12 protein-coding genes are annotated in these 16,053 nt (G+C 60.0%); 7 read left to right on the plus strand and 5 right to left on the minus strand.

Translation table 11 applies throughout. From position 1 onward, the window contains the following. Window positions 1-46 precede the first annotated feature (46 nt). Window positions 47-1,093: a helix-turn-helix transcriptional regulator gene (locus tag CNQ84_RS04535; RefSeq protein WP_096003709.1), complete on the minus strand. Its 1,047-nt coding sequence runs from the start codon at window positions 1,091-1,093 to the stop codon at window positions 47-49. A 263-nt stretch (window positions 1,094-1,356) separates the two neighbouring features. Between CNQ84_RS04535 and CNQ84_RS04540 the strand changes: the two genes are divergently transcribed. From CNQ84_RS04540 to CNQ84_RS04555, 4 genes are all read left to right on the plus strand, one after another. Further along, window positions 1,357-3,153, plus strand: a complete 1,797-nt coding sequence (locus tag CNQ84_RS04540) for a DUF1302 domain-containing protein (RefSeq protein ID WP_096003710.1) — start codon at window positions 1,357-1,359, stop codon at window positions 3,151-3,153. Window positions 3,154-3,188: 35 nt separating this feature from the next. Next, the gene (locus CNQ84_RS04545) at window positions 3,189-4,553 is read left to right on the plus strand and encodes a DUF1329 domain-containing protein (RefSeq protein WP_096003758.1); all 1,365 of its coding nucleotides are present in this window, start codon (window positions 3,189-3,191) and stop codon (window positions 4,551-4,553) included. Window positions 4,554-4,705: 152 nt separating this feature from the next. Further along, window positions 4,706-6,013, plus strand: coding sequence for a DEAD/DEAH box helicase (locus tag CNQ84_RS04550; RefSeq protein WP_096003711.1), 1,308 nt, complete (start codon window positions 4,706-4,708; stop codon window positions 6,011-6,013). Window positions 6,014-6,460: 447 nt separating this feature from the next. Beyond that, a complete protein-coding gene (locus CNQ84_RS04555; RefSeq protein WP_096003712.1) occupies window positions 6,461-7,528 on the plus strand; it encodes a 3-deoxy-7-phosphoheptulonate synthase in 1,068 nt (355 codons plus the stop codon). A gap of 154 nt (window positions 7,529-7,682) precedes the next feature. On the opposite strand, the gene CNQ84_RS04560 is transcribed toward CNQ84_RS04555, so the two are convergent. From CNQ84_RS04560 to CNQ84_RS04570, 3 genes are all read right to left on the minus strand, one after another. After that, the gene (locus CNQ84_RS04560) at window positions 7,683-8,867 is read right to left on the minus strand and encodes a multidrug effflux MFS transporter (RefSeq protein WP_096003713.1); all 1,185 of its coding nucleotides are present in this window, start codon (window positions 8,865-8,867) and stop codon (window positions 7,683-7,685) included. Further along, the gene (locus CNQ84_RS04565) at window positions 8,864-9,682 is read right to left on the minus strand and encodes an alpha/beta hydrolase (RefSeq protein WP_096003714.1); all 819 of its coding nucleotides are present in this window, start codon (window positions 9,680-9,682) and stop codon (window positions 8,864-8,866) included. The genes CNQ84_RS04560 and CNQ84_RS04565 overlap by 4 nt, the downstream gene beginning before the upstream one ends. A 272-nt stretch (window positions 9,683-9,954) precedes the next feature. Next, window positions 9,955-10,884, minus strand: a complete 930-nt coding sequence (locus CNQ84_RS04570) for a LysR family transcriptional regulator (protein ID WP_096003715.1) — start codon at window positions 10,882-10,884, stop codon at window positions 9,955-9,957. Between the two features lie 128 nt (window positions 10,885-11,012). On the opposite strand from CNQ84_RS04570, the gene aptA reads away from it, so the two are divergent. From aptA to CNQ84_RS04585, 3 genes are all read left to right on the plus strand, one after another. Next, on the plus strand, window positions 11,013-12,353 hold the full coding sequence (aptA, locus tag CNQ84_RS04575; protein ID WP_096003716.1) for an omega-aminotransferase AptA: 1,341 nt from the start codon (window positions 11,013-11,015) through the stop codon (window positions 12,351-12,353). Between the two features lie 52 nt (window positions 12,354-12,405). Beyond that, window positions 12,406-13,902, plus strand: coding sequence for a CoA-acylating methylmalonate-semialdehyde dehydrogenase (locus tag CNQ84_RS04580; protein ID WP_096003717.1), 1,497 nt, complete (start codon window positions 12,406-12,408; stop codon window positions 13,900-13,902). 198 nt (window positions 13,903-14,100) lie between these two features. Continuing rightward, window positions 14,101-15,192 (plus strand): GGDEF domain-containing protein, encoded by a 1,092-nt coding sequence (locus CNQ84_RS04585; protein ID WP_096003718.1) that lies wholly within the window; start codon window positions 14,101-14,103, stop codon window positions 15,190-15,192. A 4-nt stretch (window positions 15,193-15,196) separates the two neighbouring features. Here CNQ84_RS04585 and CNQ84_RS04590 read toward each other — a convergent pair whose 3' ends face one another. After that, window positions 15,197-16,012 carry an inositol monophosphatase family protein gene (locus CNQ84_RS04590; protein WP_096003719.1) on the minus strand — a complete coding sequence of 272 codons (816 nt, stop codon included), beginning with the start codon at window positions 16,010-16,012 and terminating at the stop codon, window positions 15,197-15,199. Between the last annotated feature and the right edge of the window lie 41 nt (window positions 16,013-16,053).

The following is a 16,053-nucleotide window of genomic DNA, read 5'->3' on the forward strand; positions in this document are numbered from 1 at the left end:
CGGTACACAATTTGAGGCACCTGATGGTGCCTCTTCTTTACCTTGGTTAGACGCCGGGAACCGCTGGTTGCTTCTGCTGGCTGCGGAAGCTGGTCGGGCTCATGCCGGTCCAACGGCGGAACGCACGGGTAAAACTGCTGGGGTCCAGAAAGCCCAATTCAAAGGCGATACGCCCCAGGTTCAGTTTGCCCTCGCGAATCAGCCGCATGGCCAGCTCCATGCGCACCTCATCCAGCAGCTTTTCATAGGTGGTTTGCACTTCGCTAAGCTTGCGGCGCAAGTGACGCGGGCTCATGTTGAACGGGGTGGCAACCAGCTCTTCGGATACTTCGCGCTCGGAAACCAGCACTCTGATTCGCTGTTTGACCTGCTCGGCAAAATCCACATTGGGCAGCTCGCTGAGCATGTCTTCCAGGGAGCTGTCGAGGCGCTTGCGCAAAAAAGCATCGGCGTTGGGGAGCGCCGTGCGCAGCAGTTGCCGGGTAATGCGGAAAGACAGGCGCTTGGCGCCGAGGCGCACGCGGTTGCCCAGCAAGGTTTCACATTGGTCCCGGTTGCGATCGTGCTCGCCGGTCAGGCGCGCTTCGAGCATCAGCGAGGCCCTGCCGATGCCCAAGGCTTCCCAGATCTTGTTGCACTGGCTCATCACCGCTTCCATGTGCTGCGGGTGCGGATTGCCACGTGGTTGAAAATACAGGGTGAGGTATTGGTCATCCTCCACCGAATACAGCTGCACCTGGCTGCTGAACACCGGCATAAAGCGGATCACGCGTTGAATCGCATCGCCCAGGGTTTCGCTGGATGCGGCGGCCAGGGCAAGCAGGGACAGTGTATTGGATTGGTGGTGATGGCCGACGCGCAAGCCGAAGCACTCGTCCTGTGACAGTCGGGCTGCAGCTGTCCAGAGGCGATTGATGTCAGTCTGGCTGATGTGGTTCTGGCTCAGATCCGCCGCCTTGCAGTGCTGGCGCAGATCGCTTGGCAGATCCCGCAGGGATTTGCCGTAGAGTTCCAGCCCCTGGGCAATGCTCTGGGCCCAAAAGCAGCGTTCGTTTACACGCTCTGACGAGAGAGCTTGAATCTGGGGAGTCATGGGCACTGTGGGCCTCGGTTTTATTATTGTTTGTTGACCGCTTAGGACCTAAACAATAAAGCAGCGACAGCCATTGTGCAAAATTTTGCAACGGATAATTGCGCGTGTTGGATCAAGGGTATTCAGAGCATGAATGTCCTGAGCGGACAAAAAACTCGTCCTAATCGGTCAAATAAGGTTCCAATCTCATGACAGACTTGTCCCCGGTGCTAGACGGCTTGCGTCGTCTTGAACCCATGATTCAAATCTAACGGAGCAGCACAATGACAAAAAAAATGCATGCTTGGTCTCTGGCCGCATTGCCGCTGGCAATCGGCTTGGCCAGTTTCTCTGGATCGGCTGGGGCCGTCACTTTCAATATCGGTGAAGTTCAAGGTCAGCTGGACTCGCAGCTCTCTGTTGGCATGAGTGTATCGACCGCTGATGCCGACAAGAGATTTATCCACGTTGATACCGTTCGTAATGGCAAGGACATGGGTGGCCAAGCCGTGGCGCGGACTTCTGACGATGGTCGCCTCAACTATGACAAAGGCGATATCTTTTCCAAGATCTTCCGTGGCGTGCATGATCTGGAGCTGCGGTATGGTGATTCCGGTGCTTTTATTCGTGGCAAGTACTGGTATGACTTTGAAACCAAGGATGGCAGTCAGCGCTTCTACGACATCAGTGATGATGGACGTAATCCTCTGGTGAAATCGTCCGGTGTTGCCCTCCTGGATGCCTTCGTTTATCACAACTATTTCATTGGCAATAATCCGGGTAACGTCCGCTTGGGGCGTCAGGTTGTGAGCTGGGGCGAGTCTACTTTCATCCAGAACTCCATCAACTCAATCAACCCAATTGATGTCGCTGCCTTGCGTCGTCCAGGTGCCGAGTTGAAAGAAGGCCTGCTCCCGGTTGAGATGCTGTACCTCTCTCAAGGTCTGACCGAGAACCTGAGCATGGAAGCTTTCTACCAGCTCAAGTGGGCTCCGTATGCGCTTGACAATTGCGGTACCTTCTTCGGCGCTGATACCTTGGCAGAGGGCTGTGTGGATCGCTTGGTGTATGCCTTGGATGATCGCCCGCAGGGTGAACAGCCCGCTGGAACCTATATCGTGCGTGCTCGCCACAACAAGGAAGCCTCAGATGACGGACAATTTGGCGTCGCTTTTCGCTGGTTCGTACCTGAGCTGAATGATTCTGAGTTTGGCTTCTATGCTATGAATTATCATAGCCGCGCCCCGATTTACTCCAATATTACCGGCGTCACTACAGGCATTGACGGCGCCACCGCTGGTGCGGGCTACTTCTTTGAGTACCCTGAAGACATTCGTCTGTATGGCGTTAGCTTCCAGACTAATGTGGGCGGCGTGTCACTGGGTGGGGAGTTGAGCTATCGCCCGAACATGCCCATGCAGATCAATACCGGCGACATGAGCCGTGCTGCGCTGACGACTGGCGCAGCATTTGAGGACAACACGCACCGCAACCTTGACGGTCTGCCGGCCGGTTCATACCTGCCAGGTTATGATCGCAAGGAGTTCTTCCAGGCCCAGGTAACCGCTATCAAGTTCATCGAGCGCGTAATGGGGGCAAGCCGTCTGTCGCTGGTTGGTGAGGTTGGTGTAAACCACATTGGTGGTTTGGGCGACACCACTAAGTATGGCCGAGATTCTTTGTTCGGCCAGAGCCCTTGGCTGGCATCGGATGCGCCTAACACTGGTGTGCCGGGAACCTGCTCATCTCAGGCAGGTAACACCTCCACCTATCGCAATAGCTGGTGTGAAAACGATGGTTTCTACACAGGCTGGTCTTGGGGATACCGAATCCGCAGCAAGCTGGATTACAGCAACGTAATCGCCGGTATCAACTTGAGCCCCACTTTGGCTTGGTCGCACGATGTTGAGGGCTACGGCCCGAACTTCACCGAAGATGCTAAGTCTGTGAGCATCGGTTTGGACGCGGATTACGCCAACAAGTACAACGCCAGCCTGAGCTATACCAACTTCTTTGATGGCAAGTATAACAACCAGGTCGACCGCGACTTCGCGTCCGTCAGCTTCAGCGTAAGCTTCTGATCTGGCTGACCATAAGGAGAAATAACAATATGCGTATGCAACAAACTCTACTGGGTGTCGGTGGTCTGGCTCTGAGCCTGATGGCATCCTCCGTTATGGCGCAGACCCTGACCCAGGCTGAAATTGATCAGCTGGGCACCAGCCTGACCCCGATTGGGGCAGAAAAGGCCGGTAATGCTGCAGGCACCATTCCCGAGTGGACTGGTGGCCTGTCCCCTAACGCGGGTCAAGCGCTGGGCGACAACTTCTACGAAGATCCCTACGCTGATCAGCAGCCGGAATTCGTAATCACCGCGCAGAACTACCAGCAGTACAAGGACAACCTGACCCCGGGTCAGATTGCGTTGTTCGAGCGCTATCCGGAAACCTTCAAAATGCCGGTCTACAAGACTGAGCGTAGTGTTGGTTACCCGCAGGAAGTCTATGATCAGGTCAAGGCCACTGCTGGTCAGGCCAAGCTGGTCAACGGTGGTGACGGTATCTCCGATTTCTCGCACGGCACCTTTGCCTTCCCGATTCCCAAATCGGGCGCAGAGATCATCTGGAACCACAACACCCGCTATCGCCTGAACGTGCATCGCTGGTACATGCAGGCCATGCCGCAAACCAACGGCTCGTTCACGCTGATCAAGCTGGAAGAGGAAGTCGGTTATCCGCAGCAGATGAGCGATGTTGACGAATCGACCATGCCCAACACCCTGCTGTTCTTCAAGCAGCGCGTAAACGCGCCGGCTCGTCTGGCGGGTAACGTACTGCTGGTACACGACAGCCTGGATCAGCTGAAAGAGCCGCGCATGGCGTGGGTATACAACGCCGGTCAGCGCCGCGTACGTCGCGCTCCGCAGGTTGCCTACGACGGCCCGGGTACCGCGTCTGACGGGATGCGTACTTCTGACAACTTCGCTATGTATAACGGTGCTCCGGACCGTTACAACTGGCAGCTGGTTGGCAAGAAAGAAGTCTACATCCCCTACAACAGCGGCAAGCTGACCCGTCGTGGCACCGAGTACGGCGATGTGCTGCAGGCTGGCCACATCAACCCCGACTTCACCCGTTTCGAACTGCACCGTGTGTGGGAAGTTCAGGGTAACGTCAAGGAAGGTCAACGCCACATCTACGCACAGCGTAACTTCTTTGTGGATGAAGACTCCTGGATGATTGCGCTGGCGGACCACTACGATGGTCGTGGCACGCTCTGGCGTGTAGGTGAAGGCCACATCGGCTTCAACTACGCCAACCAGATCCCGGGCTACTCCATCGAGACCCTGTATGACCTGCTGGCCGGCCGTTACATTGCTCTTGGCATGTACACCGAAGAAGTGTCCGGTCCGGACTTCGACTTCGAGCCGAACTACAATCAGTTCACTCCGGCTGCCCTGCGTGCTTCGGGTATCCGCTAAGTTCTGATGCTGCTTTGATGTTTGGGTTTTAGGGGGTATCTTCGGATACCCCCTTTTTTCGTTATTATCCTGCCTGCTTTCCCTGAGTCCGGCCGGCCAGTCTGCTAAACTGCGTGCTTGTCCCGAGCAGATCAACCGACCGAGTAACTCTTTTGTTCAGTGAACTCCCATTGCACGAGCGCTTGCTGAAAGCGCTTGCCGAACTGTCCTTCCAGCAGCCAACAGAGGTGCAGCAACAGGCCATTCCTGCTGCCATCGAAGGGCGCGATCTTTACGTCATCGCACAAACCGGTAGCGGCAAGACCGCCGCCTATGTGCTGCCCATCCTGCAACGTCTGATGCAGGGCGACAGCAAGCCCCTGGCCCCGCGCGGGCTGATTCTGGTACCGACGCGCGAGCTGGCAAGGCAGGTGCTCAAGGACATTGCCGCTCTGGCGCAGTTCACCTTTCTCAAGGCGGAGCAGGTCACCGGGGGCGAGGACTTCAAGGTGCAGGCCGCGCGGCTGCGCAAGAATCCGGATATTGTGGTTGCCACGCCAGGGCGTGCGCTGGAGCAGTTGACCGCTGGCAATCTGGAGTTGACGGCGGTGCAGACCCTGGTGCTGGATGAAGCCGATCGCATGCTGGACATGGGCTTTTCCGAGGACGTGGGCAAGTTGGCAGAGGCCTGTCCCGAGCAGCGTCAAACCATGCTGTTTTCAGCGACCAAGGGTAACCGCGGTTTGCAACGCATGATTGATACCGTGCTGACCGAGCCGCAGATTCTTGAGCTGAACTCGGTACGTGATGACACCCCAAGCATTACCCAGCAGGTTATCCCGGCGGATGACAATGCGCACAAGGAAGCCATGCTCAAGTGGCTGATGCTGAACCAGGGCGAAGGCAAGACCATTGTCTTTACCAACACTCGGGTAATGGCTGATCGCATCAACGGCGTGCTGCGCGCCCTCGACCTGCGCGTGTATGTGCTGCACGGCGAGAAGGACCAGAAAGACCGCTACATGGCGGTTGAGCGCTTCAAGCAGGGCGCCAACGGCATTCTGGTGGCGACCGATGTTGCTGCCCGTGGTCTGGATATCGTCGAGCTGGATCGGGTGGTCAACTTTGACATGCCGCGCAGCGGCGACGACTACCTGCATCGCGTTGGCCGTACCGGCCGTGCCGGCGCTGAAGGCCTGGCGATCTCGCTGGTCAGTCCGCATGAGTGGAACCTGATGTCGAGCATTGAGCGCTATCTGCGTCGTCAGTTCGAGCGTCGCTTGCTGGCGGAGGTGCCGGGCAGCTTCAAGGGTCCGAAGAAGGTCAAGTCATCGGGCAAGCCGGTGGGGGCCAAAAAGAAGAAAGACGGCAAGAAGGTCGCCAAGCCGAAGAAGCCCAAAGCAGGCAAGCGTCCGTCCCGTCCACCGGTAGGACAGGTGGTGACGTCATCTGACGGTCTGGCGCCGCCCAAACGCCGCTGACGCTGCGCCAGGGGTTGCGCACTCCCTGGCCGATCCGTTAGAGTCGAGTCATCATTCAAAGGTAACCATGCCATGACGCTTCGCACCGCACAGATCAACACCGCCAGCACCCTGCGTGCTGTCGCTGCTGCGCGCGCGTCAATCGGTTGCTTTTATTTTGGGTATTGGTTTAGCCAAAGGCGCGCCTGATACCCCACAGGCGCCCTGAATTGACGGGTCGCCACCAGAGAATCAAGAAACCCCGGTCGGCCTCCCGACCGGGGTTTTTTATTTGGCTTTGATTTTTACTGACTTTGAGGATTGACCATGTACGTACCACGCACTTTTTACCCCCGTTCTTACCGCAGCTGGCGATTTTGCACTGGCACTCTGACCACACGACATTCTCTCGATCGAACACCTGGATAGCGCTGCGGCGGCAAGACCGCCCAGCCAAGGAAGCAAAACATGACCGCCACTGTAACCGCACTTGCCAGCGCAGCGCCGACCACGCAAAGCGCCGCCCGCCGTACCCACACTTTGCCGACGCCAGCCCAGCTGCGCGAGCGCCTGCCCTTGAGCCAGGCTCAGGCTGACGCCATTGAGGCGCACCGCCAGGCTATCCGAGACATTCTTGCTGGCCGGGATGACCGCCTGCTGGTCATTACCGGCCCCTGTTCGCTGCACGACGCCGACGCTGCCGTCGAGTACGCGGAACGTCTGGCTGCGCTGCAGGCCCGCGTGGCTGATCGCTTGCTGCTGGTGATGCGCGCCTACGTCGAGAAGCCGCGTACCACGGTAGGCTGGAAGGGCATGCTCTACGACCCGCAGCTGGACGGTAGCGGCGATATGGCGGCGGGTCTGGCGCTGTCCCGTCGTACCATGTTGGCGATTACTGAACTGGGGCTGCCCATTGCGACCGAGCTGCTGCAGCCGCTGGCGGCCAGCTACCTGGATGACTTGCTGAGCTGGGGCTGTATCGGCGCACGCACCAGTGAGTCGCAGATTCATCGCGAGCTGGTCAGTGGCCTGCACCTGCCTGTCGGCTTCAAGAACGGAACCGACGGCAGTCTGACTGTCGCCTGTGATGCGATGCGCTCGGCACGGCATCCGCACCAGCATTTCGGCGTAGACATGCATGGGCGTCCGGCGCTGATTGAAACCGCCGGCAACCCGGATACCCATATCGTACTGCGCGGTGGTCACAGTGGTCCGAACTACCAGGCCGATGCCGTCGCCAAGGTGCGTGCGGATCTGGAGCGTCTGGGCATGCCGGTCGCAATGGTGGTGGACTGCAGTCACGCCAACAGTGGCAAGGATCCGTTGCGGCAGCCCGAGGTGTTGGCCGACGTTGTGGCCCAGCGGGCAGCGGGCGAGACTGGTCTGCGCGGCGTCATGCTCGAAAGCCACCTGTTTGATGGTTGTCAGGCATTGTCGGGTGAGCTGCGTTACGGCGTATCCATCACGGACGGATGCCTGGGCTGGGAGGCGACCGAGCGCTCGCTGATCGACGCTGCCGACCAGTTGCGCTGCTGATACTCATGTTGCCGCCGCCCAGTTGGTCGGCGGCTCGCCTGTTTCGGCCACCAGTCGGTCAACGTCGGCGGTCACCGCCTCAAGCGTGATGGCCGCCCATCGCTGCTTTCTGTTGCAGGCCGGGTGCTCGCTCGTCGATGCCCAGCGATGACTGTCAGGCGGGCTGTGGAGCGGTGTTTGCCTGATGCAGGAAAAATCCCGTCAGCGAGCACAGCGCGGCGCCACTGAGCAGCAGGCCCAAGGTCAACGCAGGTGGCAGAGCGACGGCGCTGATCAACCCGCTACCGATGGCGGCAATCGTCATCTGGAGAAAGCCCAACAGGGATGACGCCAGTCCCGCCTGTTGAGCGAAAGGTTGCAGGGTGGCCGCGGTGCCCAATGGGTTGATGACGCCCATGCCCGCCAGGAACAGGCAGATTGCCAGGGTGAATTGCGCAAGGCTCTGGCCTTCATGCATGAGCACCTGAAGCACGCCGCCGGACAGGGCGAGCAGGCTGCCGACAATGATGACCTGAGTGGCGCCCCAGCGCTGGGCCAGGCGCGGGGCAAGAATGCCTGCGCTGAACACCACCAGGACCGTCGCGGCGAAGAACAACCCGAGCTGCAGGCTGCTGTATCCCATATCACGCATCATGATGATTGGCGCGGAGGCGAAGAAGGCGTACAGCCCGCCAATGACCGTGCTGACGGCCAGTGCTGGCAGGGCAAAGCGGCGGTCGCTGGCGAGGTGCAGATAGGCCCGCGCGATGTTGGCTGCCGTCATGCTGAACCGTGCCGAAGGTTCGTGGCTCTCTCCCATGAACAAACTGTGGCTGATGATCAGCACGACCCCCGCCAGGGCCACCAGTACAAAGCTGGTGCGCCAGCCAAACTGACTGTCGATCAGGCTGCCGAGCAGGGGAGAGAAGCCGGGCGCGGCAGCCATGGCGACCATGATGAAAGCCAGTGCCTTGGCCAGCAGCGGGCCGTCATACAGGTCACGAGCCACCGCACGCGCCAGGACTGATGCAGCGCACACGCCCGCGGCCTGCGTCACTCTGGCTGCAATCATGGTGTTGAGGTCGCTCGCCCAGGCGCCGAGCAGACTGCCGAGCACAAAGAGGGTCAGGCCACCGAGAATCAGCGGTCGACGACCATAGCGATCAGACAGTGGCCCGACCAGCAATTGTCCCAGGGCAAACACGATGAAGAAGCTGCTGAGCGTCAGTGCCATCTCGTCGGCACTGGCATTCAGCGCCGTGGCCATTGCGGGGAAGGACGGCAGAATGATGGTGGTCGACAGGGTGCCTATGGCGGCCAGGCCGGAGAGCAGCACCAGATTGCCGGTTGAGGTACTCATGCGCGGGCACCGGCTGTTAGGGCGCTGATGAGCAGCGCGCAGCAGCGGTCGATCACTTGCGGGTCGGTGAGGATGCGTCTGTGGCCCAGCCCCTCCAGTTCGACCAGCTCGGCGGCAGACCAGTGTTTGTGCAGGTCTTTCGAGGCGGCGAAGGGTACGACGCGGTCTGCCGGGTCATGCAGAATCAGCCCCGGATGCTGCAAGCCGTGCTTCAGGGCGTCGATGTCTGCAGCGCTGGTCTCGCAGCCGATGTGCTGTTCCACCCAGGCATGAAATTGCTGTTGCTCCTCGGCATCCAATCGGTATCCCAAGGCCTGCAGTTTGACCACCGGTGTGAGCGAGGAGGGGCCGCAGAGGTGGGCGCTGGCCTTGACCTGAAGGCCGTTGGCGAAGGCCATCAACGAGGCGGCCGAGCCAAGCGAGTGGGCGATGATACCGTGGATGGGACCAAGACTCTCTGCCACGGCGGAGAGTGCGCGGCCTGCGTGTACCGGGCTGCTCAGCTCGCCGCCTGAGTCGCCATGGGCCGGGAGGTCAAACAGCGTGACCGCGAAACCGGCGCGTACCAATGGTTCGACATAGCCAGCCAGGTGCGAGCCGCGGCTGTCCCAGCCATGTACCAGCAACACCTGGGGGCCAAGTCCAAAGCGCCACAGGGCGATATCGCCGTCCTCGAAGGGCAGCACGCTGTGCTGAGCCTGAGCCAGCAAACTGCGCTCCAGACTGCTGGCCTGAATACGTTGCGGCACGCTGAAAGCGCGGCAGGCGCTGTCGAGTGCGGATGAAGGGGCGACGCTGGCGTGCTGGCTGGTCATGGCGGTGCTCCAAATTTATATGATGGTGTTAATGTAATTTAAATGTCGCTCATCATTCTAAGGCGGTCAAGGCTTTTTTCAGGAACTCTGCTGTCTGGCCCTGTGTGCGGGCAGCTGGGGGTGTGGGTGTTGCGAGTTAGGCGGAACGGACTAGGGAAGCACTGATTAACGCTGCACGCTTGAGCACTCGTAGAGAGCGTGTGGAATTAATCGGTGCTTCCTAAGTCGGCTGCGGCAAGGTTGGTGATGCCGATCAGCGGCCTTGCTGCAGATCAGCTGGCGGACGTGTCGCCAGCCAGGGCATCAAGGAAACTCTCCAGCACCAGGTGCGGGCGCCGACCTTTGCGTGTCACCGCGGACAGCACCAGATCGTAGTAATAGCGAGCGGGATCAAGCGCGCGCATGCGGCCACTGGTAACCCACTGGGCGGCGTAGTGGTCTGGCAGGTAGCCGATGTAGTGACCGGTCAGCAACAGAAAGGCAATACCCTCGCGGTCGGATGCCGTGGCGGTGCAGCGCAACTGCTGAAACTGCTCCTGCACCTCGGCGGGTACGCGAAAGCTGGGGGAGATGGCATCGTGGCGCTGCAGCTCTTGTCGAGTAAGCTGGCTGTCTTCCAGCTCAAACAGGGGGTGGCCAGCGGCGCAGTACAGTTCGGCGCGTTCGCTGTATAGCGGTTGGTACTCCAGGCCGGAGAGAGCGCCTACCTGTGGAATTACGCCGACATGCAGGCGGCCATCGAGTACGCCCTGTTCAACCTGTCCCGGCGCCGACATGCTGATCTGGATGCGCACGTCCGGGCCGCGTGTTTTCAGACCTGCCAGCGCGTGGGTAACGCGCATGTGGGGCATGGTGACCAGGTTGTCGGTCAGTCCGATGTTGAGTTCACCGCGCAGGTGCTGGTGCAGCCCGTTGACCTCGGTGCGGAAGTTTTCCAGCGCGGAGAACAATTGCAGCGCCGCCTGATACACCTCGCGTCCATCCTCGGTCATGGCAAAGCCGGCGCGGCCACGCTGGCACAGGCGCAAGCCCAGGCGCTGCTCCAGGTCGCTCATTTGTTGGCTAATGGCCGAGCGGCCGATGCCCAGCACGCTTTCAGCCACGGAAAAGCCGCCGCATTCAACCACTGTGCGGAACACGCGCAGCAGGCGCAGATCAATATCTGACAACTGGGCCAGAGGCGTAGAGCGACGGTTTTTCATAGTTTAGTAGTTGCCAAACTGAAGGTATAAAAAGTCATGTTTTATCATAACTTTTGCTGTGGCAACGTATGTGCATTGAAAACACTGGCGTAGACGCGCCTTTTGCCGACTTATAGTGAGGCACCACCATGCAAGACCACAGCACCGAACAGCTCGCCAGCCAGCTCAAACTGGATGCGCACTGGATGCCGTTTTCCGCCAACCGCAACTTTCATCGTGATCCGCGCCTGATTGTCGCCGCCGAGGGTAGTTGGCTGACTGACGCTGATGGCCGTCGCATTTACGACAGTCTGTCTGGCCTTTGGACCTGCGGGGCAGGGCACTCGCGCAGCGAGATCCAGCAGGCGGTGGCGAAACAGCTCGGCACGCTGGATTACTCGCCCGGTTTTCAGTTTGGTCATCCGTTGTCGTTTCAGCTGGCCGAGCAGGTGGCGGCCAAATTGCCGGGTGACTTGAATCACCTGTTCTTTACCAACTCCGGTTCCGAGTGTGCTGATACGGCGGTGAAGATGGCGCGGGCCTACTGGCGCCTCAAGGGCCAGCCAAACAAGGCGCGGATGATCGGCCGTGCCCGTGGTTATCACGGTGTGAACATCGCGGGCACCAGCCTGGGTGGGATCGGTGGCAACCGCAAAATGTTTGGTCAGCTGATGGAGGCCGATCACCTGCCGCACACGCTGCAGCCGGGCATGGCCTTTACCCGCGGTATGGCCGAGACCGGTGGTGTCGAGCTGGCCAACGAGATGCTCAAGCTGATCGAGCTGCATGATGCATCGAACATTGCTGCGGTAATCGTTGAGCCGATGTCTGGCTCGGCCGGTGCCATTGTGCCGCCGCAGGGTTACTTGCAGCGCCTGCGCGAGATTTGCGATCAGCACGATATTCTGCTGATCTTTGACGAGGTGATTACCGGCTTGGGGCGACTTGGGCGCTGGACGGGGGCCGAGTATTTTGGCGTTACCCCGGACATCATGAACCTGGCCAAGCAGATCACCAATGGCGCCATTCCCATGGGGGCGGTGGCGGTTACTGGGGAGATTTATCAAGCTTTCATGCAGCAGAACACGCCGGAGCACGCAGTCGAGTTCGGCCACGGCTATACCTATTCGGCGCACCCGGTGGCCTGCGCCGCCGGACTGGCGACCATGAAGCTGCTGGAGGATGACGCCCTGATTCAGCAGGCAGCCGACCTGGCGCCGCAGTTTGAGTCCATGCTGCATGGCCTGAAGGGAGCAAAGCACATCGTGGATATCCGCAATTGTGGTCTGGCTGGCGCCATTCAGCTGGCCCCGCGCGGCGGCGATCCGACCATCCGGCCCTTTGAAGCCGGCATGGCCTTGTGGAAAGCCGGTTTTTACGTGCGCTTTGGCGGTGACGCTCTGCAGTTCGGGCCCATGTTCAATGCCCGCCCCGAAGACCTGGACCGCGTATTCGATGCGGTTGGCAGCGTACTGAACACATTGGATTGAGCTTCAACCGGGGTGCCCGATGGCACCGCGTGACCCATTCAGGAGTTATGTGATGAGCAATATTACCCATCTGATCGACGGCCATCCGGTGGCCGGTACCGGCCGTAGCGCTGACGTATTCAACCCGTCCACCGGCACCGTCAGTGGTCAGGTGCCGCTGGCTGACGACGCCGTCATCCAGCAGGCCATTGACTCGGCCAAGGCCGCATTCCCGGCCTGGCGCCGCACGCCGGCCGCCAAGCGCGCGCAGATCATGTTCCGCTTCAAGCAACTGCTGGAAGAGAACGAAAACACCATTGCCGAAATGATCAGCGCCGAGCATGGCAAGACCATTGAAGATGCGGTTGGTGAACTCAAGCGCGGTATCGAGAATGTTGAGTACGCCTGCGCAGCACCGGAAATCCTGAAGGGGGAATACAGCCGCAACGTTGGCCCGGATATCGACGCCTGGAGCGACTTTCAGCCAGTTGGTGTGGTGGCCGGCATTACCCCGTTCAACTTCCCGGCCATGGTGCCGCTGTGGATGTATCCGCTGGCCATCGTTTGCGGTAACTGCTTCATCCTCAAGCCCTCCGAGCGTGACCCGAGTTCAACGCTGTTTATTGCCGAGCTGCTGCATCAGGCCGGTCTGCCCAATGGGGTGCTGAACGTTGTGCACGGTGACAAGCAGGCGGTAGACGCGCTGATCGCAGCCCCGGAGGTCAAGGCGCTGAGTTTTGTCGGTTCTACCCCGATCGCTGAATACATCTACGCCGAAGGCACCAAGCGCGGCAAGCGGGTGCAGGCGCTGGGCGGCGCCAAGAACCACGCGGTACTGATGCCCGATGCGGATCTGGATAACGCCGTCAGCGCGTTGATGGGCGCAGCCTACGGCTCCTGCGGCGAGCGTTGCATGGCCATTTCGGTGGCTGTCTGTGTGGGTGATCAGGTGGCGGATGCGCTGGTCGAGAAACTGGTGCCGCAGATCAAGGCGCTGAAAGTTGGCCCAGGCACTACCTGTGGCCTGGATATGGGCCCGCTGGTGACCGGTCAGCATCTGGACAAGGTGACCGGGTATGTTGAGGACGGTGTGAGCGCCGGTGCCGAGCTGGTGGTCGATGGCCGTGGCTTGAGCATTGATGGTCACGAAGAGGGCTTCTTCCTCGGCGGTTGCCTGTTTGATCGTGTTACCCCAGAGATGCGCATCTATCAGGAAGAGATTTTTGGCCCGGTATTGTGCGTTGTGCGGGTCAACAGCCTGGAAGAGGCCATGCAGCTGATCAATGATCACGAGTACGGCAACGGCACCTGCATCTTCACCCGTGACGGGGAGTCGGCGCGTCTGTTCTGCGATGAGATTGAAGTGGGTATGGTGGGTGTCAACGTGCCGCTGCCGGTACCGGTGGCCTACCACAGCTTTGGCGGCTGGAAGCGCTCGCTGTTTGGTGACCTGCATGCCTACGGTCCGGACGGGGTGCGTTTCTATACCCGCCGCAAGGCGATCACTCAACGTTGGCCCAAGCGCGCCAGCCATGAGGCCGCGCAGTTCGCCTTCCCCAGCAACGGCTGATCCATCGTTATCCCAGGCCGCCGCCAGGCGGCCTTTTTTGTTGGCGGAAATAATATCTAATCTATTGTCTGGTGCGGCCGATAAAGCTCCCTAATTGCAATATGATGGCGCAAAACCGGCTTGGCCTTGGCGAACCGCCAGCCTACACTGGTCATCTTTCCGACGTAGTGCTACGGGTTCAGGAGCGAACGATCAGGCATGCCAGATAACAATAAGGCGAACATTCACCGTAGCGAGCAGCGGCCGGAGTTCTGGGATCTGTCCATGCGCTGCTGCCAGTTGGCGGCAACGGTCGATATCTGTTTTTTTGCCATTTTCCTTTGGCTGGGATCACCGGTTCTGGCCTGGATCAACGTCATCAGTGTCGGCATGTACGCCTACGCCTACCGCGCCTTTCGCCAACGGCGCAACTATCTGGCGGTGATGCTGATTCGCATCGAAGTGCTGGTGCACGCCGCGCTTGGTGTGGTGTTGATCGGCTGGGACAGTGGATTCCACTATTTCCTGCTGATGTTCATTCCCGCGTTGTTCGCCAGCATGCACCTGCGCAGTGCCTGGATTCTGGCCATCTGCCTGTGGGCCTATTACGTTGGACTCTATGTGCTGATGAGCTTGATTGAGCCGTTGCAACCGGTGTCCGATCGAGCGCTGCTGTACGTCAACATCTTCAACTTCACCGTTGTCTTTCTGATGTTTGCCTACCTGACCATGTATTACGTGATCACGGTCACTCGCGCCCATCGCCGGCTGGCGCGCATGGCAACCACCGATCCCTTGACCGGGCTGTTCAATCGTCGGCATATGGTCGCCTTGACTGAAAAGCTGCGGGCCCGCGAGCAGCGTCAACCACGCAACCTGACGCTGATGCTGATGGATCTGGATCATTTCAAGGAAATCAACGACCAGTGCGGACATGAGCTGGGTGACCGGGTGCTTGAGCGTGTCGCCGCCTTGCTGCGTGAGCAGGGCCGCGAGCAGGATTTTGTTGGCCGTTGGGGCGGCGAAGAGTTTCTGGTCGTCATGCCGGAGACGGATCCGACTCAAGCGCGGATAGCGGCTGAGCGTATACGGGCCGCCGTCGCTGCGCTCGATTGGAGCGATCTGCAGCCGGGGTTGCGTCAGGTGACCCTGTGCGCGGGTATCAGCCAGATGGAGGAACCGGAAAGTTTCAGCAGCGCGATTGCCCGCGCGGATCGCGCACTGTATCGCGGCAAGGCCCTTGGCCGTAACCGTGTCGAGGAGGCCGAGCCCAGCGACCACCCCGGTGCGGCGGTGGAGCTGTCGCTGTAAGGCGCTATTGCGCGTCCAGTGACGGGCCGATCATCGCGGCAACCTGATCGTAGACGCCGGGGCAGGCCACCAGATACGGGTTGCCCGAGAGCAGCCCGTCGCCGCGCAGAAAGTCATTGCTGCGCCCGCCGGACTCGGCCAGCAGCGCCAGCCCGGCGACGCAATCCCAGCTCTTCAGACGGGTCTCGTAGTAGCCGAGCAAGCGCCCGGCTGCGACATACGCGGTCATCAGCGCGCCTGAGCCGTTGCGCAGGAACATCCCGCCGGCATCGAGCAACTTGCCCAGAAAGGGCATGAAGTGCTGTTTGCCTTCGGCATAAAAGGTGCCCACACCCAGCAGGCCGGCGCGCAGATCCTGTGCCTCACTCACACGCAGCGGCTGATCGTTGACCCAGGCGCCAATGCCGCGACCACCGTGGAAGAGTTCATCGTGGTTCGGGTCTGCGACGGCGCCGATGGCAGGAACACCATCAACCAACAGGCCAACCGACACACACCAGTTGTGCAGCCCGTGCAGGAAGCAGGCGGTGCCGTCGATCGGATCAATCACCCAGACACAACGCGCATCCAGGCGCTCGGCGCCGGTTTCTTCACCGACAAAGCCGTCTGCCGGGAACTGCCTCATCAGCTCGGCCCTGATGAACTCCTCCAGTTCTCGATCGGCGGCGCTGACCACATCCTGGCTGAACCCGTCCTTGTGCTCGACGGCCAGCTGTTCGCGTTGGCGGTAGAGCTGCAGTCCCCGCTGCGCCGCTTCACGCGCCAGTTGGCAGGCGAGGCGATAGCGGCTGTCGAGGTCAAGTGGGTCGGTGGCATGCATGGTGTGGATCCGGCTGAGAGAAAGCGCAGAGCCTACTCAAT

This window comes from Pseudomonas abyssi, from assembly GCF_002307495.1.
GTDB lineage: Bacteria > Pseudomonadota > Gammaproteobacteria > Pseudomonadales > Pseudomonadaceae > Halopseudomonas > Halopseudomonas abyssi.

Excerpts from the sequence above, each read along its gene's own strand:
- CNQ84_RS04535 (WP_096003709.1), bottom strand. The coding sequence starts at position 1,093 with ATGACTCCCCAGATTCAAGCTCTCTCGTCAGAGCGTGTAAACGAACGC.
- CNQ84_RS04540 (WP_096003710.1), top strand. The coding sequence starts at position 1,357 with ATGACAAAAAAAATGCATGCTTGGTCTCTGGCCGCATTGCCGCTGGCA.
- CNQ84_RS04545 (WP_096003758.1), top strand. The coding sequence starts at position 3,189 with ATGCAACAAACTCTACTGGGTGTCGGTGGTCTGGCTCTGAGCCTGATG.
- CNQ84_RS04555 (WP_096003712.1), top strand. The coding sequence starts at position 6,461 with ATGACCGCCACTGTAACCGCACTTGCCAGCGCAGCGCCGACCACGCAA.
- CNQ84_RS04560 (WP_096003713.1), bottom strand. The coding sequence starts at position 8,867 with ATGAGTACCTCAACCGGCAATCTGGTGCTGCTCTCCGGCCTGGCCGCC.
- CNQ84_RS04565 (WP_096003714.1), bottom strand. The coding sequence starts at position 9,682 with ATGACCAGCCAGCACGCCAGCGTCGCCCCTTCATCCGCACTCGACAGC.
- CNQ84_RS04570 (WP_096003715.1), bottom strand. The coding sequence starts at position 10,884 with ATGAAAAACCGTCGCTCTACGCCTCTGGCCCAGTTGTCAGATATTGAT.
- aptA (WP_096003716.1), top strand. The coding sequence starts at position 11,013 with ATGCAAGACCACAGCACCGAACAGCTCGCCAGCCAGCTCAAACTGGAT.
- CNQ84_RS04580 (WP_096003717.1), top strand. The coding sequence starts at position 12,406 with ATGAGCAATATTACCCATCTGATCGACGGCCATCCGGTGGCCGGTACC.
- CNQ84_RS04585 (WP_096003718.1), top strand. The coding sequence starts at position 14,101 with ATGCCAGATAACAATAAGGCGAACATTCACCGTAGCGAGCAGCGGCCG.
- CNQ84_RS04590 (WP_096003719.1), bottom strand. The coding sequence starts at position 16,012 with ATGCATGCCACCGACCCACTTGACCTCGACAGCCGCTATCGCCTCGCC.